The sequence below is a fragment of the Xanthobacter cornucopiae genome, from assembly GCF_043195065.2.
Lineage (GTDB): Bacteria > Pseudomonadota > Alphaproteobacteria > Rhizobiales > Xanthobacteraceae > Xanthobacter.
On the sequence record NZ_CM195531.1, the window covers coordinates 3668646 to 3692228 of the forward strand.

At 71.6% G+C, this 23583-nt stretch carries 21 protein-coding genes; 10 read left to right on the top strand and 11 right to left on the bottom strand.

Translation table 11 applies throughout. The features are described 5' to 3' along the window. Window positions 1–14: 14 nt before the first annotated feature. Window positions 15–557 carry an invasion associated locus B family protein gene (locus V5F53_RS16200; RefSeq protein WP_393994834.1) on the bottom strand — a complete coding sequence of 181 codons (543 nt, stop codon included), beginning with the start codon at window positions 555–557 and terminating at the stop codon, window positions 15–17. A 359-nt stretch (window positions 558–916) separates the two neighbouring features. Between V5F53_RS16200 and V5F53_RS16205 the strand changes: the two genes are divergently transcribed. Further along, entirely contained in the window at window positions 917–1894 is a 978-nt protein-coding gene (locus tag V5F53_RS16205) for an NADPH:quinone oxidoreductase family protein (RefSeq protein ID WP_393994833.1), read from the top strand. A gap of 138 nt (window positions 1895–2032) precedes the next feature. On the opposite strand, the gene V5F53_RS16210 is transcribed toward V5F53_RS16205, so the two are convergent. From V5F53_RS16210 to V5F53_RS16220, 3 genes are all read right to left on the bottom strand, one after another. Beyond that, the gene (locus V5F53_RS16210) at window positions 2033–2437 is read right to left on the bottom strand and encodes a YkvA family protein (protein WP_393994832.1); all 405 of its coding nucleotides are present in this window, start codon (window positions 2435–2437) and stop codon (window positions 2033–2035) included. A 210-nt stretch (window positions 2438–2647) separates the two neighbouring features. Further along, a complete protein-coding gene (gene thpR / locus V5F53_RS16215) occupies window positions 2648–3181 on the bottom strand; it encodes an RNA 2',3'-cyclic phosphodiesterase (protein ID WP_393994831.1) in 534 nt (177 codons plus the stop codon). Window positions 3182–3343: 162 nt separating this feature from the next. Beyond that, window positions 3344–4072: a GyrI-like domain-containing protein gene (locus V5F53_RS16220; protein ID WP_393994830.1), complete on the bottom strand. Its 729-nt coding sequence runs from the start codon at window positions 4070–4072 to the stop codon at window positions 3344–3346. A 189-nt stretch (window positions 4073–4261) separates the two neighbouring features. Here V5F53_RS16220 and dapF point away from each other — a divergent pair, with 189 nt between their 5' ends. From dapF to ftsY, 3 genes are all read left to right on the top strand, one after another. Beyond that, window positions 4262–5119: a diaminopimelate epimerase gene (dapF, locus tag V5F53_RS16225; protein WP_393994829.1), complete on the top strand. Its 858-nt coding sequence runs from the start codon at window positions 4262–4264 to the stop codon at window positions 5117–5119. After that, the gene (mtaB, locus tag V5F53_RS16230; protein WP_393994828.1) at window positions 5119–6396 is read left to right on the top strand and encodes a tRNA (N(6)-L-threonylcarbamoyladenosine(37)-C(2))-methylthiotransferase MtaB; all 1278 of its coding nucleotides are present in this window, start codon (window positions 5119–5121) and stop codon (window positions 6394–6396) included. Before dapF ends, mtaB begins: the two co-directional genes overlap by 1 nt. Window positions 6397–7914: 1518 nt before the next feature. Further along, window positions 7915–9336 carry a signal recognition particle-docking protein FtsY gene (gene ftsY, locus V5F53_RS16235; protein ID WP_445329439.1) on the top strand — a complete coding sequence of 474 codons (1422 nt, stop codon included), beginning with the start codon at window positions 7915–7917 and terminating at the stop codon, window positions 9334–9336. 505 nt (window positions 9337–9841) lie between these two features. Here the strand turns inward: ftsY and V5F53_RS16240 are convergent. After that, window positions 9842–10387 carry a DinB family protein gene (locus tag V5F53_RS16240; protein ID WP_393994826.1) on the bottom strand — a complete coding sequence of 182 codons (546 nt, stop codon included), beginning with the start codon at window positions 10385–10387 and terminating at the stop codon, window positions 9842–9844. Between the two features lie 149 nt (window positions 10388–10536). After that, the gene (locus V5F53_RS16245) at window positions 10537–13068 is read right to left on the bottom strand and encodes a carbohydrate-binding family V/XII (protein ID WP_393994825.1); all 2532 of its coding nucleotides are present in this window, start codon (window positions 13066–13068) and stop codon (window positions 10537–10539) included. A 327-nt stretch (window positions 13069–13395) separates the two neighbouring features. On the opposite strand from V5F53_RS16245, the gene V5F53_RS16250 reads away from it, so the two are divergent. Beyond that, the gene (locus V5F53_RS16250) at window positions 13396–13539 is read left to right on the top strand and encodes an aquaporin (protein WP_393994824.1); all 144 of its coding nucleotides are present in this window, start codon (window positions 13396–13398) and stop codon (window positions 13537–13539) included. 96 nt (window positions 13540–13635) lie between these two features. Here V5F53_RS16250 and V5F53_RS16255 read toward each other — a convergent pair whose 3' ends face one another. Beyond that, window positions 13636–15102 (bottom strand): catalase, encoded by a 1467-nt coding sequence (locus V5F53_RS16255; RefSeq protein ID WP_393994823.1) that lies wholly within the window; start codon window positions 15100–15102, stop codon window positions 13636–13638. Window positions 15103–15246: 144 nt separating this feature from the next. Between V5F53_RS16255 and V5F53_RS16260 the strand changes: the two genes are divergently transcribed. The 5 genes from V5F53_RS16260 to purN all read left to right on the top strand — a co-directional run bounded on the left by V5F53_RS16260 (window position 15247) and on the right by purN (window position 19051). Then, entirely contained in the window at window positions 15247–16179 is a 933-nt protein-coding gene (locus V5F53_RS16260; protein ID WP_393994822.1) for a hydrogen peroxide-inducible genes activator, read from the top strand. A gap of 59 nt (window positions 16180–16238) precedes the next feature. Continuing rightward, window positions 16239–16718, top strand: a complete 480-nt coding sequence (locus tag V5F53_RS16265) for a MarR family winged helix-turn-helix transcriptional regulator (RefSeq protein ID WP_393994821.1) — start codon at window positions 16239–16241, stop codon at window positions 16716–16718. Between the two features lie 18 nt (window positions 16719–16736). Next, window positions 16737–17138, top strand: a complete 402-nt coding sequence (locus V5F53_RS16270) for a DUF1398 domain-containing protein (RefSeq protein ID WP_393994820.1) — start codon at window positions 16737–16739, stop codon at window positions 17136–17138. Window positions 17139–17297: 159 nt separating this feature from the next. Beyond that, entirely contained in the window at window positions 17298–18380 is a 1083-nt protein-coding gene (gene purM, locus V5F53_RS16275) for a phosphoribosylformylglycinamidine cyclo-ligase (RefSeq protein WP_393994819.1), read from the top strand. After that, on the top strand, window positions 18377–19051 hold the full coding sequence (gene purN, locus V5F53_RS16280; RefSeq protein ID WP_393994818.1) for a phosphoribosylglycinamide formyltransferase: 675 nt from the start codon (window positions 18377–18379) through the stop codon (window positions 19049–19051). The genes purM and purN overlap by 4 nt, the downstream gene beginning before the upstream one ends. A gap of 31 nt (window positions 19052–19082) precedes the next feature. On the opposite strand, the gene V5F53_RS16285 is transcribed toward purN, so the two are convergent. The 4 genes from V5F53_RS16285 to V5F53_RS16300 form a co-directional block, all read right to left on the bottom strand. Continuing rightward, entirely contained in the window at window positions 19083–21206 is a 2124-nt protein-coding gene (locus tag V5F53_RS16285; protein WP_393994817.1) for a molybdopterin oxidoreductase family protein, read from the bottom strand. Between the two features lie 102 nt (window positions 21207–21308). After that, window positions 21309–22031: a TerC family protein gene (locus tag V5F53_RS16290; protein ID WP_393994816.1), complete on the bottom strand. Its 723-nt coding sequence runs from the start codon at window positions 22029–22031 to the stop codon at window positions 21309–21311. A 248-nt stretch (window positions 22032–22279) separates the two neighbouring features. Continuing rightward, window positions 22280–22702, bottom strand: a complete 423-nt coding sequence (ndk, locus tag V5F53_RS16295; protein ID WP_393994815.1) for a nucleoside-diphosphate kinase — start codon at window positions 22700–22702, stop codon at window positions 22280–22282. A gap of 133 nt (window positions 22703–22835) precedes the next feature. Next, entirely contained in the window at window positions 22836–23555 is a 720-nt protein-coding gene (locus V5F53_RS16300; protein WP_393994814.1) for a TetR/AcrR family transcriptional regulator, read from the bottom strand. Window positions 23556–23583 lie beyond the last annotated feature (28 nt).

Below are 23583 nucleotides of genomic sequence, written 5' to 3' on the forward strand. Positions count from 1 at the left end.
CGCCCGCCACCCGCCTATTTGCACTCGGCGGCGGCCCGGTCGAGCGCCTGGCCGATCCCGGACAGGGAGTATTTGTCCGTGGTCGGATTGCCCTTCAGCGAGGTGCTGACCACGGTGAGGTCGCGGCCCTTGCGCATGGCGTCCACCAGCTTTGTCTCGTCGGCCACGTTGCGCACCCAGGCGCCCTTGTCCTTGGTGTAGAGCTGGAGCGTCAGCGATCCCACGGTAAGGGTGGCGTCGGACCCCTCCTTCAGCGGGAAGCCGACGGTGATGCTGACCTCGTTCTTCACGTTCTCGCCGGGACGGGTGGAGACGAAGAAATAGGCCGGGTCGCGGTTCAATCCGGCCGGCAGGCGGGTCTTGGGCTGGGAGATGGCGTAGCACACCTTCGGGCTCGACGTGGACGCGTAGACGCTCCAGTCGCCGAACTGGGCGATGGGCTTGGACTGGCCTTGCTGCGCCAGCGCCGGGGCGGCGGCAAAAGCCGCGAGACCAACGCCCAGAAGCGGCAAAAAGCGCAGCGCGCGGCGCGTCGGACGGACACGACGGGGTGTCATAGCTTCTCCTTTTCGGTGCGGCCCGTGATCCTGCGCGGACGCGGGCTGGCGAAACTGAGGGTGTGAGCCTTTAGGTGCCGCGTGAGCGATCGAGGCGGTGGAACGATCATGACAGGCAGGCCTTGCGTTTTCTTAAACCCGCGGCTCGGCTCACCTCAATGTGTGCAAAACTTGGACTTCGGCGGGACAAATCGACAGGCGGCGCTTGCGCGTTTCCTCCCGCCGTGGCGCCAATCCGACAGGATGACCCTGTCCCGCGCCGTCTCGATCTTACGCAACGGAATGCGACCCTAGCCGCAGGCCTTTGCGAAAAGGTAAACCGAAGGTGAGCGGGCACGGGCAAGGCCGGAGGCTGGACCATGAAAGCGGTTCTTTGCGTGCGTCATGGGCCACCGGAGGCCTTGGAGATCGTCGATCTGCCCGATCCCCTCCCGGCCCCCGGCGAGGTGGTGGTCGAGGTGGCGGCCATCGGCCTCAATTTCTTCGACACGCTGATCATCCGCGACATGTACCAGGTGAAGCCCCCCTTGCCGTTCTCGCCCGGCGCCGAATTCGCGGGCCATGTCGCAGCGCTCGGAGCGGGCGTCACGGAGTTCGCGGTCGGGGACCGCGTGTGCGGCTATATGACCTCGGGCGCGGCGCGCGAGAAGGTCGCGGTCGCCGCCCGGTTCCTGGCCCGTGTGCCGGACGATCTTGACCTGGTGAAGGCGGCCGGCCTCATCGTCACCTACGGCACCGCGGTCTACGCCCTGAGGGATCGCGGCGGGCTTGAGGCCGGAGAGAGCCTCGCGGTGCTCGGCGCCTCCGGCGGAGTCGGGCTGGCGGCGGTGGAGATCGGCAAGATCCTCGGCGCCCGCGTCATCGGCTGCGCCTCGTCGCCGGAGAAGGTGGCCTTCGCGCGCGCCCACGGCGCCGACGAGGGACTGGATTACACCGCCAGCGACCTCAAGCTCGGCCTCAAGGCCTTAGCCGGCCCGCGCGGGCTCGACATGGTCTACGATCCGGTGGGCGGCGACTTCGCGGAACCGGCGCTCCGGGCGCTGGGATGGCGTGGCCGCTTCATGGTGGTCGGCTTCGCCGCCGGCGCCATCCCCAAAATTCCCCTCAACCTGCTGCTGCTGAAGAATTGCGATGCGCGCGGCGTGGCCTTCGGCGCCCAGGCGCAGGCCGACCCGAAGTGGCTGCGCGACACGGTCCAGGACCTGGTGGGCCACGCCCGCGACGGCCGCATCTCCGCCCATGTGGACGCCACCTTCCCGCTCGCCCGGTGCGCCGATGCCATCGGCGAGATCGCCGGACGCCGCGTGAAGGGCAAGGTGGTGCTCACCACCGGCTGAGGCCATCGGCGTCGCTTCGGTCCAAGCCGGACGCGCGAGGCCGGACGCGCGAGGCCGGACGCACAAAGCCCGACGCGCGAGGCCGGATGAGCGGCACCAGAACCGCGCCGTCGGCATCCCCGGCGCGGTGACCGCGCCTCACGCCTTGCGGCGGCGCATGGCCTCCAGGGCCGCCCGCGCGGCAGCGCGATGGCCCGGCTTGATGTGCTCGGCCAGCAGCTTCAACGCCCCCATCAGCACCGCCGTGTCGTCGGTGAAGCCCAGTACCGGCAGCACGTCGGGAATGGCATCCACGGGCATGACGAAATAGGCGAGCACGCCCAGCAGGGCCGCGCGCACCTTCAGCGGCGTGGTCTTGTCGAAAGCGGCGTAATAAGCGGCGGTGGCATCTTCCGCGAACGGCACGAAGGAGGCCGAGCGGAACAGCTTCTGCCAGAAGTCCCGGCGCACCCGGGCCGCATCGCTCTCGGCCCGCGACGGACCGCCGCCAGCGGCGAGAGCTCGCCAATCGAAAGTGCGTGTCGCCGCGCTCGAATTGCCCATGACCATCCGCGGGGACAGTCCCTCGCGCGCCGCGCCACGCGGCGACGGGGGGCGCCCGCCCCTCAGTTGCGTGCCTCCATCAGACACGTTGCAGATGTCAGGAAAATGAATTCCGCGCTGCAGCGCAAGATTTTCCCCACCGCGCGCGCCACATCATAGAGCTTCTAAAGTAAAGCCCCACCCGCCGCCGGCCGAACAGGGCCGCCCCCATCAGGCCAGGGGATAGGCCGCCTCCACCAGATACGGCCCGCCGCCGACCGAATCCCGCGACGAGAACAGGACGAAGCGCGGCACATGGAACGGCGCGCTGCGATAGGGCCCGCGCGTGGTGAGATAGTCCGCCACCTGCCGGCTCGACGCATCGCGCAGGCGGGCGAGGGTGACGTGGGGGCGGAAGTTGCGGCCCTCGGCGGCCAGGCCCAGGCGCTGCAGGATGCGTTCCTGCTCCGCCTGCAGTTCCATCAACGCCGCGTTGGCCTTCACTGCCGCGAACACCGCGCGCGGCTTGCGGCCGCCGAACTGGTCGAGCCCCTCCAGCAGCAGATCGAACGCGGGCCGGCGCACCGCGCCCAGCATGTCCATGATGTCGCGGCCGGTGGCATCGTCCACATCGCCGACGAACCGCAGCGTCACATGGTAGTTCTCGGGGTCGATCCAGCGGGCCCCGGCCAGGCCGCCGCGCAGGAACGACAGGCTCATTCCCACATCCGGCGGTATTTCTATGGCGGTGAACAGGCGCGGCATGGCGGCCTCCGCAGTGCGTCCGGTGCGATCCTGGCCGCATCAAAGGAGATTCGCGCGACCAAGGAAAGTCGGGGGTCGGGTGAGGGGAGGCCCCAGCCGCCCGGCGGAACCGGCCCCGGCGGCGTTACCGGACGCTGCCGGGGCCGCATGGGGAAGCCGGCCCTATTTCGACACCGGCACCAGGATGTCGATCTTCAGGGCGTCCGGCGCGGCGGTGGCAAGGTCGGTGCGATACCGCTCCACATACAGGTCGTCGGCGGTCACATTCTTCTCGTCGAGATAATTGGCGATCTGCTCATAGGTGTTGTCCATGTCGGCGAAGGCGCCGGAATGGGTGAACTTGAGCACCTTGCCGGCATACGAGCCGCCGAGCTTCATGGCCCCGCCCGGCTTGCCCGTGGTGGTGCCGGAAAACGGCACCTGCGCCTCGAACTCGAAGCCCAGGTCGTCGCTCGACGTGTAGACCACGAAGGCGTCGCCGGCGCGGGCAAGGCCGAGGCGCGCCAATTCCTTGTCCAGGGTCTTCATGGCCGCCACCAGCTTGTCGTAGGCCTCCTCCCAGGTGGCGGTGCCGGACAGGGTGAGCACCGGCACCGGCGTCAGGGTCAATTCCTCCGGAGCGAGCGCGGCAGCGGCCGGTTTGGCCTCCTGCGGTTTGGCCTCCACCGGCTTCGTCTCGACGATCTTGGGGTCCACCACCGGCGGCGGGGTCAGGCCCTCATCCTTCTGCGCGGCGGCGGCCGGCGGGGCCGGCTGGGCGCGCGCGCCGGGCGCGGCCATGAGCGGCGCCGCCAGGGCGAGCGCCAGCGCCATCCGGCGCCGGGCGGTGGAAGCATTGGCGTTGAACATCTTCAGGGTGCCACTGGCGTCGTGCGCCGCGCGAGCCGACATCGTCCATCCTCCGTGCCGGCCGCGAATGCCCGGCAACGGCACCGTTTCTATCATGTTCGTCGGCAAGTTGGTGGCCGCAGTGCGGCCGGGATGCGGCATGCGGGGGTGGCGCCGGCTGCCGTTCGGCGCCATATAGGACGCACCGCAACCCCTTATGCCCGCCGCCTCCGGACGGGTCGCCCAAGGCCCATGCAACCGCTCGCCCATCGCCCCTTCGTGAAGATGAACGGTCTCGGCAACGAGATCCTGGTGCTCGACCTGCGCGACGACCCGGTGGACATCCCGCCCGCCACGGCACGCGCGCTGGCGCGGCCCGGCGTGCTGCCGTTCGATCAGGCCATGGTGCTCTATCCGCCCCGGCGCGCCGATACCGCCGCCTTCGTGCGCATCCTCAACACCGACGGCTCGGCTTCCGCCGCCTGCGGCAACGGCACCCGCTGCATCGCCGCGGTGGAGGCCGAGCGCACCGGCCAGCCCCACATCCTGTTCGAGAGCGAAGCCGGCCTGCTCGACTGCCATGTGCACCCGGACGGCACGGTGACGGTGGACATGGGCCCCCCGCGCCTGGCCTGGCGCGACATCCCGCTCGCCCACGACGTCGGCGACACCCGCGCCGTGCCGGTGCCCGGCTTCGAGGCGCTGGGTCCGGCCAGCCTGGTCAGCATGGGCAACCCCCACGCCGTATTCTTCGTGCCCGATGCCGGCCAGGTGGATGTGGAGGGCCTCGGCCGGGCGCTGGAGCACCACCCGCTGTTTCCCGAGCGCGCCAACATCTCCTTCGCCAGTCTGCGCGGACCTGACGACATCCTGCTTCACGTCTGGGAGCGCGGCGCCGGCCGAACCCGCGCCTGCGGTACCGCCGGGTGCGCCGCCGCCGTCTCCGCCGCCCGCACCGGCCGTGCCGGCCGCGCCGTGCGCGTGACCCTTCCGGGCGGCGTGCTCACCCTGGACTGGCGCGCCGCCGACGACCATGTGCTCATGACCGGCCCCGTCGCCCACGAGTTCAAGGGCGAGATCGCCCCCGCCATGCTCGAGGGAGCCAGCTGATGGCGCCGGGCGCGGCGCCCGTGCGGGTGGAAACCTTCGGCTGCCGCCTCAATGCCCTGGAAAGCGACGGCATGATGCGCGCCGCCACCGCCGCCGGCCTCACCCATACGCTGGTGGTGAACACCTGCGCGGTGACCGCCGAGGCCGTGCGCCAGGCCCGCCAGGCCATCCGCCGCGCCAGGCGGGCCGACGCCGGCCTGCGCATCGTCGTCACCGGCTGCGCCGCCCAGATCACCCCCGACGCCTTTGCCGGCATGCCCGAGGTGGATCTCGTGCTCGGCAATGCCGCCAAGGCCTTGCCCGCCACCTGGGATGCCGCCCGCGCCACCCTGGACTTCGGCCTGGGCGCCGAACAGCGGGTGCGGGTGCAGGACCTCGCCGCCGTGCGGGAGGCGACGCCGCACTTGGCCGACACCTTCACCGGGCACACCCGCGCCTTCGTGGAGGTGCAGAACGGCTGCGACCACCACTGCACCTTCTGCATCATTCCCCAGGGGCGCGGGCCGTCCCGCGCGGTGCCCATGGGCGCGGTGGTGGAGCAGGCGCGACGGCTGGTGGCCGCCGGCCACCGCGAGCTGGTGCTGACCGGCGTCGATCTCACCTCCTACGGCGAAACCCTGCCCGGCCGCCCCACCCTCGGACGACTGGTGCGCGCCCTGCTCCGCCAGGTGCCGGAGCTGGACCGGCTGCGCCTGTCCTCCATCGACGCTGTGGAGGCGGACGCCGACCTTCTGGCCGCCCTCGCCGACGAACCGCGCCTGATGCCGCACCTGCACCTGTCGCTTCAATCGGGCGACGATCTGGTGCTGAAGCGCATGAAGCGCCGCCACACCCGCGCCGAAGCCCTGGCCTTCATCGCCACCCTGCGCCGGCTGCGGCCGGACGTGGTGCTCGGCGCCGACCTCATCGCCGGCTTTCCCACCGAAACCGAGGGCCAGTTCCGCAATACGCTCGCCTTCGTCGAGGAAGCGGGCATCGCCTTTGTCCATGCCTTCCCGTTCTCGGCCCGGCCCGGCACGCCGGCGGCCCGCATGCCGCAGGTGGCCCCGGCAGAGATCGCCGGCCGCGCGGCCCGGCTGCGGGCGGTGGGCGCGCACGCGCTGCGCCGCCATCTGGCGGGCGAGGTCGGCCGCCGCCGCACGGTGCTGGTGGAAGCCGGCGAACGCGGCCACACCGAACATTTCACCCCGGTGCGCATCGCCCGGCCGCTGGCGCGCGGCACCCTGGCCGAGCTGCGCATCGCCGGCCACGACGGCGCGCGGCTGATCGCGGCCTGATCTCAAGTCAAGGAACGGCCTGACGCCATGAGCCAGCAGGACCCCCACGCGGGCCACCCCGCCGCCCCCTCCACCCCGGAGGACGCAACCACCGCCGGCCCGGCGCACCGGGCCGAAGACACGCCCGCTTCCCCCGCCGACGCGGGCGGGCGGGAGGCGAACCCATCCCCCGGCGCCGATCCCGGCCGGGACGCGGGCAAGAAGAAGCGCGGCTTCTGGGGCTGGCTGACCGGACGCGGGGAAGAAGAGGCGCACGCCGCCCCCTCGCCCTCACCTGCCCCCTGGACCAGCGCGCCCCTTCCGGATTCTGCCGCACCGGCCAGCCCGGCGGCGGACGCGCCCGCCTCGCCCGCCCAGGATCAGGTCCAGGATCAAGCACCGCTACAGCCCCCGGCCGCCGAAGCGCCGCGCGCGGAGGAGCAGCACGCGCCGCCGGACGGTTTCGCCACCGCACACCCCGCCCCGCCCCCGTCCACCCCCGGGGCCGGCGTCCCCCTCCCGGATGCCGCCGCACCGGTCAGCCCGGCGGCGGACGCGCCCGCCTCGCCCGCCCAGGATCAGGCCCAGGATCAGGCCCCGCTACAGCCCCCGGCCGCCGAAGCGCCGCGCGCGGAGGAGCAGCACGCGCCGCCGGACGATTTCGCCACCGCACACCCCGCCCCGCCCCCGTCCGCCCCCGGGGCCGGCGTCCCCCTCCCGGATGCCGCCGCACCGGTCATCCCGGCGGCGGACGCGCCCGCCTCGCCCGCCCAGGATCAGGCCCAGGATCAGGCCCGGGATCCGGTCCAGGATCACGCTCCACCGCAGCCCCCGGCCGCCGAAGCGGAACTGGCACCGCTGGCGATGCACGAACCGGCGCCCGTGGCAACGCTCGAGACCGCACCGGCGGTCGCCCTCGCGCCGTCCCACCCCGCCCAGGCCGCCCCTGCGGCGGCCCTCGCGGACCCCTCGCCGGACGATCTCGCCCCGAGGCTCCCCGCTCCGGCGGCGACGCATCCCAACCAGCCCGCTGCGCAGGGCGCCACCGCGCCGCCTCAGCTCCCACACGCAGAGGAGCAACGGCGGGGTCCGGACCAGGGGACGGGTCTGCAGACCAACGACGCGGCGCGCCGGCCCGACCCCATTCCCGGCCTTTTCCCGCCGACCGGCCCGGATGTGCCTGCCGCCACCGAGCCGGAGGCGTCCGTGCCGCCGTCGCTGGCTCCGGACACGCCTGCCCCCGTGGCGGAGCCGGTCACACCGGACGCTCCGGCGCAGGCGGAGCTCGCCGCCCCGCCGCCAGCCGCGCGCATGTGGGCCAAGGTCCTGTCCTGGGGACAGAAGCTGGGAGGCTCGGACCACGCCCCGGCGCCCGCCGCCCCGCCTGCGGCCTCCACGGCGCCTCCACCGGAGGTTCTGGCCGCTGGCGATGCAGCCGTCACCAGCCCCGGCGACGTCGCGCGCGCGGAACTTCCGGTGGCGGACAACATCGCCACGCCTGCGCCGGACTCCGCGCCGGCCACCCCGGCGGACGTTTCCGTGGAACCCGCGGTCACCATCGGCGAGCCAGCGGTGGCGGCCGGCGCGCCGCCCCTGTCCGAAGCGCCTGCCGTCGCCCTCCCTGCGGCGACAGCGGAGGACATCACCGCCGATCCGCCCCTTGCACCCTCGCCCCTGCCCCCCTCGCCCCTGCCCCCCTCGCCCTTGGACGAGCCCGGCCCGGACACGGCCGCAGAACCCGTCCCAGCGCCTGTTCCCGCCCTTGAACCCGCGGACGGAGCCCACGCCGAGGCGCCGGCGCCCGACGCGGCCAGCCCCGTGGCGGCGGACGTCGCATCGCCTGCTGCAGACCCGGCGGCAGCCCTCGACGGCGCGCCCGCGGAGCCCTCGCCTGAGACCGCGCCCGCCGCCCAAGTCCCTGCGGCGGAAGCCTCCGACGAGCTGGCGCCGACCGCCCCTGCCTCCGCGCACATCCCCCCTCCCGAGCCCCCGCTGGCCGCCGACGCGCTGGCCACGCCGCTCCCCACGGGCGACGCCACGCCCCGGAAAAGCTTCTGGGCGCGTCTCACCTCGGGGCTCGCCCGCACCGCATCCAGCCTGGGACAGGGCATTGCCGACCTCGTCACCAAGCGCAAGCTGGATGCCGAGACCCTGGAGGACCTGGAAGACATCCTCATCCGCGCCGACCTTGGCGTGGAGACCGCCATGCGCATCGTCGAGGCGGTGGGCAAGGGCCGGCATGACAAGATGATCGCGCCGGAGGAGGTCAAGGGGCTCATCGCCGCCGAGGTGGAACGCATCCTCACCCCGGTGGCCCAGCCGCTGGTGGTGGAGCCCGGACGGCGACCGTTCGTGGTGCTGATGGTGGGCGTGAACGGCTCCGGCAAGACCACCACCATCGGCAAGCTCGCCGCCCAGTGGCGGCAGGAGGGCAAGACGGTGGTGCTCGCCGCTGGCGACACCTTCCGCGCGGCGGCCGTGGAGCAGCTGAAGGTCTGGGGGGCGCGCACCGGCACCAAAGTGGTGGCCCGCGAGCCCGGCGCGGATGCCGCCGGCGTTGCCCACGAGGCGCTGCTGGAGGCCCGGGCCGATGGTGCCGACATCCTGCTGATCGACACCGCCGGTCGGCTCCAGAACCGCTCCGAGCTGATGGCGGAACTGGAAAAGATCGTGCGGGTGGTGAAGAAGCTGGAGTCCTCCGCCCCCCATGCGGTGCTGCTGGTACTCGACGCCACGGTGGGCCAGAACGCGCTGTCGCAGGTGGAGGCCTTCACCCGCATCGCCGGTGTCACCGGCTTGGTCATGACCAAGCTCGACGGCACCGCGCGCGGCGGCATCCTGGTGGCCATCGCCGCAAAGCACCGCCTGCCGGTCCACCTCATCGGCGTCGGCGAGGGGGCGGAGGACCTGCAGCCCTTCACCGCCCGCGACTTCGCCCGCGCCATCGCCGGCCTCGACTGACCGCGCCGGCCACAGAACCGCGCCCCCGCGCCCCGGCGCGGGCGGCAGGCGACCGCGGGGCCACGCCCGCCCGCCAGCGGCATCGGCGGGGAGATGCAGGACGCAGCCGATGAGCGCGTTAAATGCCCCCCGCGCCACCGCCGGCCCTGGACGAACCGCGCCCGCCGGCGAACCACGCCCCGGCCGCGCGCGAGGCTCTTCCCGGTGGGGTGGGCGGCGGGACGGCGAGCGGCAGGAAGCGCGGTGGGCGGGCGGGCGCGCCCCGCAAAATGCCCGGCGGGTCGGCCACGCGCAGGGGTCGGCGCGCGTCCTGCTGCGGAAGGAGACCGGACGCCGCAACCCTGCCCCGCGCTGAGCCTCCCGATCTCCGCCCTCAGCCGAGGCTGAGCGGGCATCCTTCCCGTCCCGAGCAGGACGTGGCCCAGCCGATCCCGCGCGCCGTGCGCCCGCACCGTTCTCCTGCCCTCGACCCTCGGGCGTGGAGGGCGATGCCTGCCGGCTGGCCTCAGACGCGAGCGGGCTCCCGCTGCATCACGATCAGGTCGAGGGACGGTGCCGCCGCGCGCCCGCCCAATTGGGTGAGCAGCGCATGCGCCTGCCCGCGATGGTGGGTCTGGTGGTTGAACAGATGGTCGAGCGCGCTGGCGCGGCTTTGGGAGAAGACGGCGCCGCTGCTGTTGGCATAGCGCACCTCCGCCGCCAGCCGCGCCGGATCAAGCCCGGCGACCCAGGCCGACAGGCGCTCATCCTCCGCCACGCGCAGCGCACGCAGGCGGGCCAGATCGGTCTCCAGGATGGTATCGAGAGGCGGCTGCGGCGCGTCCGAGGCCTCCAGGCGCGCCAGCCAGATGCGGTCCGTCACCACCAGATGGTTCAAGGTGGCGATGACGGAGCCGAAGAAGGCGCCCATGGGCCTGGCGCACAATTCCGGCCCCAACGCCGCCGCGGCATCATAAAGGCGCGTGTTGGCCCAGGCGTTGTAAGCGGCGAGCTGTCCGTAGGCGCGGGGCGCCGACACGGCTTCGGGAGCGACGGCTTCGATTGCAGGCATGCGTCTTCCTCGCTCTGGCCGCGCCGGGACAGGACCGCTTCCGGCGCGGCAACCACAACGCGGCCGGCGGGGCGCGCCCACCGGCCGGCAGGAAGGGCGCCGGAAATGGCGTCCCGGCGCCGAGGATCGCAGATGTCGTGCGGAGCGGCTCAGCGCCGGCCGAAGCCGCCGCCGCCCCGGAAGCCGCCGCCGCCGAAGCGATCACCGCCGCCGAAGCCGCCGAAGCCACGGTCGAAACCGCCGCTGCCGAAGCGGTCGCCGCCGCCGAAGTCGTCGCCGCCCATCCGGTCGCCGCCGCCGAAATTATTCACCCGCTGGTCGCCCCAGGAGCGGGCGCGCGCCTCATTGTCCAGGTTGCTGGAGTTGAAGTTGCGGTCCACATCCTGCCAGCCGGTGCCGGTGTTGCGGTTCCAGCCGGTGTCGGAGTGGCGATAGACGTTGCCGTCGTGGTCCACCATCACATTGCCGTTGTGCCAGGCGGCGGCGGTGTTGGTGTGCGTATCCACGGCGGCGCCGCGGCTGTCCACGCTCACATTGCCGTGGTTGTCGGTGACGGCGGTCTGCGAGGCGTGGGCGGTGCCGGCGGTGGGATTGTAGCCGGCCGATTCACGCCCGGCCGCGGCATTGCCGGTATAGACATTGCCCACGGCCCCGGCGCGCGAGGCGCCTTCCGCGCCGGTGTAGGGATTGGCCCGCGCATTCTCGCGGCCCGCCGCCCAATTGCCCGAATAGGGATTGAAGGCCGCACCCGACCGCCCGGCGAAGGCGGTGCCGTTGGCGGTGGTGCCGCGCCAGTCGCGGCCCGCCCAGTCGGTGCCGTTCCAGGTGGTGCCCCAGGCGTGGTTCACGGTGGCGGCGCCGCCCCAGCGGCCATAGATGTTGGTCTGGTTCACGTTGGTGAAGCCCCAGTGGCCACCCCACGGACCCGGACCCCACGGATGCGGTCCCCACGGGCCCGGACCCCAGGGACCGGGACCCCACGGATGCCAGTACGGTCCCCAATAGGGCCCCACCGCCACGCTCCACGGCCAGCCGGCGGCGAAGCCGAAGGCAAAGCCCTCCGCCGCGCCCAGGGCGAAGCCGGCGCCGAGGCCATAGGTGACCGGGCAGGAAATCCACACCGTGCCGACAAAGCCGGAGCAGGAATAGCCGCTGCCGTAGACCACGGTGCCGCCCGGGGCCACCACCACGCCCATGTAGCCGGGGGTGTAGCCCACCACCACGGCGTCCGGCGTGCTGCCATACACCCGCACATAGGTGACGTAATGCACCGGCGAGGACACCGGGATGGAATAGATGGCGTCCGGCACCACGTCGGTCACCCGCCAGGGGCCGAGCGGCGCCTCGGCGACGAACCAGATGCCGTTGGCCACCGCGTAATAGCGCTCCGCATTCAGGCGGATCACCGGCACCGGCGTGTTCACCGCATAGGCGAGCGAGGTGCCGGCGATGGGCTCGAAGCGCGCGGCGCCGTCATAGACCACGTTGAGCGGCGTATTGCGCTTCACGGTGGCGGTCTGCGGGATGGTGGCGGCGATGGCCGCTTCCTTGGCCTGCGGGGTGCCGGCCACCGAGACCAGCACATTGGCCTTGGGATCGCTGGGATTGATCTTCGCGAAGTCCTTCGGCAGAGCGTTGGACGGCACGAATGCCCACGGTCCCTTCAGGTCGACGGCCTTGAACCAGCGGCCGGCGATGAGGACGTAATAGGTGTTGGAGGTGGTCTCCATGAACACCGCATGGTCGGCGTTGTTCATGGTGAGCAGGTTGGTGCCCACCACCGGCAGCATCTGCGGCTGGCCGTCGGTCTGGATCAGTTCGGTGGGCTGGGTGGTGACGAGGATGGCCGGCGGCGGCGTGATGGCCTTGCCGTCCTGGCCCAGCAGCGGGTCGGCGGCGAGCTCGTCGGTGGCCTTCTTGGCGGCGGCGGTCAGCGCGTCCGACACCTTGGGCGTGACCACCCAGCCGCTGCCCAGGGCGGTGGTTTCATACCACGTCCCGGCCGCCTGGAGATGGTAGCCGCCGGCCTCGTCCACCAGCAGCAGCGGGCGGGTGTTGATGATGCGCTGGAAGCCGCTGACGCCGCTGATCGGCTTCAGCACCGGCTGGCCGGCAATGGGCACCTGCACCGTGGTGGTGGAGACGAACAGGATCTGCGGCGGCGTGTTGTCCACCGGCTGGGTCTGCAGCTGCGCCAGTTCCTTGTTGACGGCGTAGCTCGCCTGCAGCTGGTCCAGGGGCACCGTCAGGCCGTCCGGCGGCAGGTGCGCCTGCAGGGTGCTGCGGATGAGGCTGGCCTTGCCGGGCTCGGTGGGCACCTCGACCCCGGTGATGGTGAAGGTGGCGAGGTGCACGAGGCCGGCGGGCTTGTCCACCGCCACGCGGCTGGAGAAGCGCACCATGCCGTAGGTCGGCGCACCGGACTTGGGCCCCAGCGCCACCGCGGCGCGGCCGGCCATCACGTCGCCGTCCCAGCTGTCGATCTGCGGCTGGTAGACCTGGAGCTGGTCATCGCCCGGCAGCGGATAGGTGCGCGGCCAGGGCAGCGGCGCGGAGGCGCTGCTTTGCGCCGTTGAAGCTCCTGCAGAGGTCGGCGCCGGCTGCGCGTTTGCCCCGGCACAGCTCAAAACCGCTACGACGGCCAGCCCGGCCACCGATCCTTCGACCCATCGACGCGCCATGAGACCCCCCACATGAGCCCCCGTTCCGCGAGGGCCCCGGAGCACTAGCACGTTCGCCGACGGACGTCAGCCGGCGCCGCCGCGAAGCCGGCTGATTGCACTTCGGGGACAGGCTTCATTTTTTGGTGTACCGGTGATCCTGGCTCTCCGCCGCGCCGTTCAAGCCGGACGGCGGGTTTACTGCCCCCCGCGCGCCATCGCGCGGACCGGGGCATCACAGGGGAAACACATGAACAAATATGTCGCCGAGGGCATCGGCACCGCCGTCCTGGTCCGTTCGGCTGCGGCTCCGCGGTCCTGACCGGCTACGGCCGCACCCCCATCGGCATGCTGGCCATCACCTTCGGTCTCGCCGTCACCTCCATGGCCTACGGCATCGGCCACGTCTCCAGCGGCCACATCAACCGGGCGGTCACCGTGGGGGCATGGGCGGCGGGCCGGCTGTTCAAGCTGAAGGGGCTGGAGGACTGACCGGCGCCGGACGGCGAAGGGCCGATGAGCGGCCGAAAAGGGGGGCGTGCCGGCACGCCCCCTTCTCATGTCCGCCGGATGCCGGCTGCGCCGGCCTTACTCGGCCGCGGCGGCGACCTTGGCGGCCAGTGCCGCGCGGGCGGCGCGCACGCCGGCGCCATACTCGGGATGCACGCTGTCGAACAGCGCGATCTGGCGCTCGGCGATAGCCTCGGGAATGCCGTTCATCGCCTCCGCGAGGTTGGAGAACAGGCGGGCCCGCTGGCCGGCGTCGAACAGTTCGAACAGGGCGCGCGGCTGGCCGTAGTCGTCATTGCCGACACGGTGATTGTAGCGCTCCGCATCGCCGGAGATCCGCAGCGGCGGCTCCGCATAGGCCGGGTTCTCCACCGCGCCGTTGAACGAGTTGGGCTCGTAATAAGCATCGGTGCTGCCGGTCTGCTGCGGGAAGAACCGCATGGCCCCATCCTTGTGGTAGTGGTGGACGGGGCACTGGGGCGCGTTCACCGGCAGGTGCTCATAATGGGTGCCGAGCCGGTAGCGATGGGCGTCCGCATAGGAGAAGATGCGGGCCTGCAGCATCTTGTCCGGCGAGAAGGAGATGCCGGGCACGATGTTGGACGGCGAGAACGCCGCCTGCTCGATCTCCGCGAAGTAATTTTCCGGATTGCGGTTCAGCTCCAGGATGCCGATGTCGATGGGCGGATACTCGCCATGCGGCCACACCTTGGTGAGGTCGAACGGATTGTAGGAGGTCTTCTCCGCGTCCAGCTCGGGCATCACCTGCACCTGCACCTTCCACTTGGGGAACTCGCCACGCGCGATGGCGCCGAACAGGTCCTCCTGGGTGGATTCGCGGGTCTTGCCGACCACGCCGGCGGCCTCCCCGTTGGTCCAGTGCTGGTGCCCCTGAAGGGTCTTGAAGTGGAACTTCACCCAGAACCGCTCGCCGGCCTCGTTGATGAAGGAATAGGTGTGCGAGCCGTAGCCGTTCATGTTGCGCACGCCCACCGGCAGGCCGCGGTCGGAGAACAGGATCGTGACCTGGTGCAGGCTCTCCGGCGAGAGCGACCAGAAGTCCCACATGGCCGTGGTCGAGCGCAGGTTGGTTTTGGGGTGGCGCTTCTGGGTATGGATGAAGTCCGGGAACTTGTAGGGGTCGCGCACGAAGAACACCGGCGTGTTGTTGCCCACCAGGTCCCAATTGCCCTCCGGGGTGTAGAACTTGAGCGCGAAGCCGCGCACGTCGCGTTCGGCGTCGGCCGCGCCGAGTTCCCCGGCCACCGTGGAGAAGCGGGCAATCATCGGCGTCTGGGCGCCCGGCTGGAGCGCCTTGGCCTTGGTGTAGCGCGAGATGTCGCCGGTGATGGTGAGGGTGCCGTGGGCGCCCCAGCCCTTGGCATGGACCACCCGCTCGGGAATGCGCTCGCGATTTTGGTGCGCGAGCTTCTCGATCAGCTGATAATCCTGCAGCAGCACCGGGCCGCGCGCGCCGGCGGTGAGCGCGTTCTGGTTGTCGGCGATAGGATTGCCGGCAGTGGTGGTGAGCGTCGGTCGGCTCATGCGTCTCTCCTCGCTTGCGGCCCGCGATTTTGGCGCCCCGCGTTGTCCCGGGGCCGGAGGCCGGTATCTCGCGCCACCATGGCTCGCTCCTAGAATAAGAACAAATCAGATTGCTTGCGAGTAGCGATCAGATAATTTGATCGCATGCTGTCGCTGCGTCAGATTCGCTATTTCGAGGCCCTGGCCCGCCACCTGCATTTCGGCCGCGCCGCCGACGAATGCGGCGTGACCCAGCCCGCCCTCTCCATGCAGATCCGCGACATGGAAGAGCGCCTCAGGGCCCGCCTGGTGGAACGCACCCCCTCCGCCGTGCGCCTTACTCCGGTCGGCGAGGGCGCCGCCGAGCGGGCGCGGGCGCTGCTGGCCGCAGTCTCGGATTTCGAGCGCACTATCCGCGACCACGGCCAGCTGTTGCAGGGGCGGTTGCGGCTCGGCGTCATCGCCTCGGTCGGGCCTTACCTGCTGCCGCGCCTGCTGCCGGAGATGGCGCGCCGCCACCCCAAGGTCGAGGTGTCCCTGCGCGAGAGCCTTACCGATCATCTGGTGACCGATCTGGTGCAGGGCGACCTCGACCTCGCCATCGTGAGCCTGCCTCTCGTGCATCCGGCCCTGGAGAGCCGGGCGGTGTTCGACGACCCGTTCGTGCTGGCGGTGCCGCAATCCACCGCCGCCGCCGGCTTCGGCGGCAACGTCGCCCATGCCGACCAGATCCGCGCCGAGGACCTGCTGCTGCTGGAGGACGGCCACTGCTTCCGCGACCAGGCGCTCAACGTGTGCCAGCGGGCCGACGCGCGGCGCCTGCGCCGGTTCGGCGCCTCCAGCCTCTCCACCCTGGCCCAGCTGGTGGCGAATGGCCAGGGCATCACCCTGCTGCCCGAACTGTTCGTGCGCGCCGAGGGCGCGCACCTGCCACGGGTCCGCCTGATCCCGTTCGCGGCACCGGCGCCGAGCCGGACCATCGGCCTCGCCTGGCGCCGCACCCTGCCGTTCCCGGAGGATATCGAGGCGATGGCGGAGATGATCGCGGCATGCCAACCGGGCGCGGACGGCGGCACGCTCGAGGACGCGACGGAATAATGGTCGGCGCGCGACGATTGTTGACTAGGAAACCAATTGCAGATAGTTTCCTAGTCAACATGGAAACCCCATCTGCCACCCCCCTTCCCCACGCCCTCCCGGAGCTGACCGACCATTTGGGGTTCTGGCTTCGCGCCGTGTCGAACCACGTATCGCACGCCTTCGCGGCCAAGCTCGACGGCAAGGGCGTCACCGTCGCCGAATGGGTGATGCTCCGTGCCCTCCATGACACGCCGCCGGCCGCGCCGAGCCGGCTCGCCGCCACGATGGGCATGACCCGTGGCGCCATCACCAGGCTCGCCGACCGGCTGATCGCCAAGGGGCTGATGGTTCGCGCCGCCCATCCGGATGATGGGCGCGCCCAGACCCTCGCCTTGACCCCGGAGGGCGCGGCCCTGTTGCCGGAACTGGCCGCCCTGGCCGACAGGAACGACGCCGAGACCTTCGATGTCCTCTCAGCCGACGAGCGGGAGACCCTGTCGCGCCTGCTGAAGAAGATGGTGGCGCACCGCCGCATCCTTGCCATGCCACTCGACTGAACCTCCCGGAGACCTGCCGTGGACATCCAGAAAGTCGCCGCCGCGCGCGCCTGCCTCGCCGCCGCCGAACACAACACCCTGCATTTCCCCGAGATCGTCGGCCGGCTCATGGCCGCCGGTTTCGAGGGCTACGCCATCGACCTCCGCCGCGCCGCCGCGACTTACTACCTGCCCGATGGCGAAAGCCTGGACCTCCCCATTCCCCCCTTGAAGGCGCCGGTGGCGGCGGTCTTCGACCCCGGCGCCCTGCGCACCGCGATCCGCGAGGCGCAGGAGGACGCGCCGGGCTACAGCTATGCCGGCTTCCGCCGCAAGGCGGCGACCGCTGGATGCGCCAGCTATGTGGTATCCTTCCCTGGGCGACGGGTCGTCTACATCGGCCGCGCCGCCGACACCCATGTGGAGCTGTTCCCCGCCTGACCGCCGGCAAGGCCGGCCGCGCCGGAGGCACGCCCGCCTTGCCTTGCCGGCCGTTCGCGGCTAATCCGCCGGGACGGGCGCGGGAGCGCCCGCAGCCCACAGAAGGTCGGGGCGCGGACCATGCCGGGCACCGGCGCGCCGCCCCACCGCGAGGACCCGATGGCTCAGGACGGACTTTCCTATCGCGATGCGGGAGTCGATATCGACGCCGGCAATCGTCTGGTCGATCTCATCAAGCCGCTGGTGAAGGCCACGGCCCGCCGCGGCGCGGACGCCGATATCGGCGGCTTCGGCGGCGTGTTCGACCTGAAAGCCGCCGGCTTTTCCGATCCGCTGCTGGTGGCCACCACCGATGGTGTCGGCACCAAGCTCAAGATCGCCATCGACACCGGGGTGCATGACACCATCGGCATCGACCTGGTCGCCATGTGCGTCAACGATCTGGTGGTGCAGGGCGCCGAGCCGCTGTTCTTCCTGGATTATTTCGCCACCGGCCGGCTCGCGCCCGAGGTCGGCGCCCATATCGTGGCCGGCATCGCCCGTGCCTGCACGGAGGCCGGCTGCGCGCTGGTGGGGGGTGAGACCGCGGAAATGCCCGGCATGTATGCCGATGGCGATTACGACCTGGCCGGCTTCTCGGTGGGCGCGGTGGAGCGCGGCGACCTGCTGCCGCGCGCCGATGTCGCCCCCGGCGACCTCATTCTCGGCCTCGCCTCCGCCGGTGTGCATTCCAACGGCTATTCGCTGGTGCGCCGCATCGTCGAGCGCTCCGGCCTCGGCTGGGACGCGCCGGCGCCGTTCGCCCCGGGCGAGAGCCTCGGCAAGGCCCTGCTCACCCCCACCCGGCTCTATGTGAAGAGCACGTTGTCGGTCATCCGCGCCACCGGCGCGGTGAAGGCGCTGGCCCACGTCACCGGCGGCGGCATCACCGAGAACCTGCCGCGCGTGCTGCCCAAGGGCACCATCGCCCGCATCGACCTGTCGAACCTGATCGTGCCGCCGGTGTTCCGCTGGCTGGCCACCACCGGCGCGGTGGCGCCGGCCGAGATGCTGCGCGCCTTCAACTGCGGCATCGGCATGGCCGTGGTGGTGCCGGCCGAGCAGGAAGAGGCGGTGGCCGATGCCTTCGCCGATGCCGGCGAGAGCGTGGTGCGCCTGGGCGCCATCGAGCCCGGCGAAGAGGCGGGCGCGGCCGCCCGCGTGGTCTATGACGGCACCGCCGATTTCGGCTTTCCGGCATGACCGCGCCCCCCGACGCGGCCGCCGGCCGCAAGCGCACGGCGATCCTCATCTCCGGGCGGGGCTCCAACATGGCGGCGCTGGTGCGCGCCGCCGCGGCGCCCGGCTTTCCAGCCGAGATCGCCCTGGTGCTGTCCAACCGCGCCGACGCGGCCGGGCTCGACTTCGCCAAGGACCACGGCATTCCCACCCAGGTGCTGAGCCACAAGGGCTTCGCCGATCGGCAGGCGTTCGACGCCGCCCTTGACGGGGTGCTGGAGGCGGCGGGCATCGAGATCGTCTGCCTCGCCGGCTTCATGCGCCTGCTCACGCCCTGGCTGGTGGAGCGCTGGCGCGACCGCATGATCAATGTCCATCCCTCGCTGCTGCCCGCCTTCAAGGGCCTGCACACCCACGAGCGGGCACTGGAGCTGGGCGCGCGGGTGCATGGCTGCACCGTGCATTTCGTGCGCGCCGAGATGGACGAGGGGCCCATCATCCTGCAGGCGGTGGTTCCCATCGAAGCCGGCGACACCGCCGATGTCCTGGCCGCCCGGGTGCTGACCCAGGAGCACGTGATCTACCCCAAGGGCCTGGAACTGCTGGCCGCCGGCCGGCTCACGGTGGCCGACGAGCGGGTGGACATCGCCGGTGCCGGCACCGGCCTGCCGCCGCTGGTTTCGCCCCGGGTGTGACCCCCGCCACACCCGTGCGGGCGGCCGCCGCCTAGGGAGCGGCCAGCCTGGACAGGCGCACCCGGTTGTCGTGGAAGGCGGCGCCGCCCACCGGGGCCACCGGATCGGCGCCGGTGAGGGTGTTGATGCCCCGTCCGCCGGCATGGGCATGGTTCGGCTGCACCTGCTCCGACACCAGAACGCCGCGCTGGAGCCCCTCGAACAGTCGCGCCGTCAGCACCACCTGGCCGCGGGCGCTCTCCACCCGCACGCTTTCGCCGGCGCCGATGCCCGCCTCCGCCGCGTCCAGCGGGTGGATGAGCACGGCCGGCGCCCCCTCCCGCGCCGCCGAGGTGGCGGTCTCGGTGAAGGTGGAATTGAGGAAATTACGCGCCGGCGCGGTCACCAGGCGAAACGGATACTCGGCGGTGGCCTGCTCGATCACCGCCCAATGGTCCGGCAGCGCCGGCATGTCCGCCACCGGCCCGAACTTGCCCGGCGACGCGAACGGCAGGCCGGCCCAGTCGGCGGCGAAATGGAAGCGCCCGTCGGCATGGCCGAAGCCGGTGAGGAAATGCGCCTCCTGGAACGGCAGCTTCACATCCAGGAAGCGGGCCGCCTCCAGCTGCTCCAGGGTGCCGCGCCCGGAGGCCTGCAGCGTCCAGTCGATCAGCTCGCGCGGGCTCATGGCGAAGCCGGGATGCTCAGCGCCGAGCCGCTCGGCCAGCGCGGCCACCACCGCATGGTTGGAGCGGCACGCCCCCGGCGGCTCCACCAGCTTCGGCCCCAGCAGGATGTGGGGATGCCCCGCCGCCTGGTAGAGGTCGTCATGCTCGGTGAACATGGTGGCCGGAAGCACGATGTCGGCCATGCGGGCGGTATCGGTCAGGAAGTGCTCGTGCACCACCGTGAACAGGTCGTCGCGCGCAAAGCCCGCGCGCACCTTGTCCTGTTCGGGCGCCACCGCCATGGGGTTGGTGTTCTGGATGAACAGCGCCGCGACCGGCGGCCCGCCGGCCAGCGCCTCCGGATCTCCGGTGAGGATCGGCCCGATCCGCGACTGGTCAAGGGCGCGCACCGCCGGGTCGCGCCGATCGAGCCCCTCGATCATGGTCTTGTTCCAGCCGTAGATGCCGGACATGGAGAGCACCGCTCCGCCGCCCTCGTGCTGCCAGGCCCCCGTCACCACCGGGATGGAGGCCACCGCGTGCATGTTCACCGCCCCGTTGCGGGTGCGCGACACACCGTAGCCGATGCGGAAGAAGGCCCGCGGCGTCGTCCCCACCAGTTGCGCATACGCCTCGATCTCCGCTTCCGACAGGCCGGTCAGGGCCGCCGCCCAGGCCGGCGTGCGGGCGGCGAGATGGGCTTCCAGCGCCGCGGTGTCGCGGGCATAGCGCTCCAGATAGGGGCGGTCGGCGCGGCCGTCGCGGAACAGCACGTGCATCACCGCACAGGCCAGGGCGGCGTCGGTGCCGGGGCGGATGAGGAGGGGAATATCCGCCTGCTCCAGGGTCGGCGTGCGGTAGACATCCACCGCCGCGATCCGAGCGCCGCGCTCCTTGCGGGCGCGCACGGCGTGGGTCATCACGTTCACCTGGGTGGACACCGCATTGGTGCCCCACAGGGTGATGAGGTCGGATGCCGCCATCTCCCGCGCATCCGCCCCCGAAAGGCGCCCGGCGCCGGCCAGGTAGCCGCTCCAGGCGGGATTGACGCAGATGGTGGAGAAGAAGCGCGAATAGCCCTTGGCATGGGTCAGGCGGTTGATGCCGTCGCGCATCACCAGGCCCATGGTGCCGGCGTAATAATAGGGCCACACCGCCTGCGCCCCATGCGCCCGCTCCGCCGCCAGAAGGCCGGCAGCGGTGCGCTCCAGGGCTTCTTCCCAGGAGATGGGGCGGAACTGGCCGGAGCCCTTGGGCCCGGTGCGCAGCAGCGGCGTGGTCAGCCGGTCGGGATGGTTGGCGCGCTCCGCGTAGCGGGCCACCTTGGCGCAGATGACGCCGGCGGTGTAGCTGTTGTCCCTGGCGCCCCGCACGCGGCCGATGCGGCCGGACGGCTCGATGTCCACCTCCAGGGCGCAGGTGGAGGGGCAATCGTGCGGGCAGGCGGAGGCCCGCACCAGCGGGCGCGCCTTCACCGAGGCGGAGGGCGGATCAACACGGCTGTTCATGGCCACGACTGTAGCCGCCGCGGCCGCGCCCGTCGCCTGTTTTCATGAGCCGCCGCAACGGCTTTTGGCATCGTGCATGCACGATGCCGTGCGCGGCGACGCTCAGCCCGCCGGCGCCGAACGGCGGCGCAGCAGCAGCCCCACCGCCACCACGAACACCGCGCCGAGGCTGCTCGCCACATAATGGGGCAGCGCTGCCGGGTGCAGGCCATGCTCGTCCGCCTTCACCAGCCCCGGGTCGAGGTGCTGCAGCCCCTGCAGGGCCAGGGCGTCGCCCACCAGCATCTCGCCGGCGATCCAGCCCAGCAGCGCCGCGCCCGCCCAGATGAGCACGGGAAAGCGCGTGAGCAGGGTCAACAGCAGCTGCGAGCCGAAGATGATCAGGGGGATGGTGAGCAGCAGGCCGAAGATGAACAGCTCGGGATGCCCGCGCGAGGCAGCGGCGATGGCCACCACATTGTCGAGGCTCATGACCGCATCGGCGATGGCGATGGTGCGCACCGCCTTGAACAGGGTATCGGCGGCCTCCACCTCGTGGCTGTCGCCGCCCTCCTCGGTGGCGAGCTTGATGGCGATCCACAGCAGCAGCAGCCCGCCGGCCACCTTCAGGAAGGGGATGCCCAGCAGCACCGAGACGACGAGGGCGAAGATGATGCGCAGCACCACCGCAGCGCCGGCGCCGAGCAGGATGCCCCACTTGCGCTGCGACTTGGGCAGCGAGCGGCACGCGAGCGCGATCACCACGGCATTGTCGCCCGACAGCAGCAGATCAATCCAGATGATCTGCACCAGGGAGAGCCAGAAGGTGGGGGAGGTGAAATCCATGGGGAGGCCCCGCCGGTTCCGTGCGCAGTTCCACCCGGCCCAGCCGCGGGCGGGTCGGAAAACCCAGATCCCAGACAAGGGGGCGGGCACCGGCTTTCGCACCGTCACCTGAGACGGCGTGTCTTAGGATGAAGCCGGGACGGCGTCCAGAGCGCCAGACCCGAAGTTTCCAGCCCGGGCCGGAGGCGGCCCGCAGCCGATGGGGCGATGAGGTCCCCCGGCCGGGCCCGGCCGGGGGACCTGCGGCCTCAGCCGACGATCTCGTTGCCCGAGAAGAACTGGGCGATTTCCACCGCCGCATTCTCGACGCTGTCGGAGCCATGGGCCGAATTGGCCTCGATGGATTCGGCGAACAGCTTGCGGATGGTGCCCTCGGCGGCGTTGGCCGGGTTGGTGGCGCCCATCACTTCACGGTACTTGGCGACCGCATCCTCGGCTTCGAGCACCTGCACCACCACCGGGCCGGAGGTCATGAAGGACACGAGGTCGTTGAAGAAGGGGCGCGCCTTGTGGACGCCGTAGAAGGTCTCGGCCTCGGCCTTGCTCAGCAGCACGCGCTTTTGCGCGACGATGCGCAGGCCCGCCTTCTCGATCACGGCGTTGACGGCGCCGGTGAGGTTCCGACGGGTGGCGTCGGGCTTGATGATCGAGAAGGTGCGCTCGATCGCCATGGGGATCGTCCTATCTTTGATTGGGAGGGAACTGCCGCGCGGCGGCGGGATGGCGCGGCTTCTAGCAGGGGCACCCGCATGGGGCAAGGGAGGCGGCGCACCCCTCCCCCGCTGCCAGCGCAGCCCGGCGAGCCTATGGCACGCCGCCGGAGCCCGGCCGGGCCGGGGCCTCCCCCAGCAGCGCGGCGATGGCCCGCTCCACCGCCACCTCGGCGGAGAACGCCACCGGCACCCCCAGCACCCGGGGCCAGAACAGGGGCTCCTTGATGGCGCCCAGGAATTGCGCCGCCGCCAAGGTGGGGTCCAGCCCCGGCGACAGCCGGCCGGCGGCCGCCAGGAGGGTGAAGTAGGCGGCGAGGCCCTTCACCGCCGGCTCCTTGCCGGCGGCGAAATAGGCGTTCGACAGTTCGGGAAAGCGCGGCGCCTCGGCGATCACCAGCCGCAGCAGCGGAATCACGTCCGGCCGGTCCCAATGGGCCGTCAGCCCCTGCACATAGGCCGCGAGCACCCGGCGCGGATCGTCCGCCGCCACGTCCGCCGGCAACAGCGGCGCGCGGGTGAAGTGGGACCAGGCCTCGTCGATCACCGCCGCGAACAGGTCCGCCTTGCTGGCGAAGTGGTGGTAGAGCGTGCGCTTGGACACCGGAGCGGCGGTGGCCACCGCATCCATGGCGGTGCCCTCGTAGCCTTTCTCCAGGAACAGGGCGTGGGCCGCCTTGAGGATGCGGGCGCGGGCGCCACGCCTGTCGGCCGCCGGGCTGTCGGCGGCGTGGTGGTCGGCGGCAGGCGGGTTGGCGGCAGGCTTGTCGACGAGTGGCGCCGGGCCGGCGGCGGGATCGGGCGGCTGTGGCATTGACAAAGTAAACGACACCGTTTAGTTT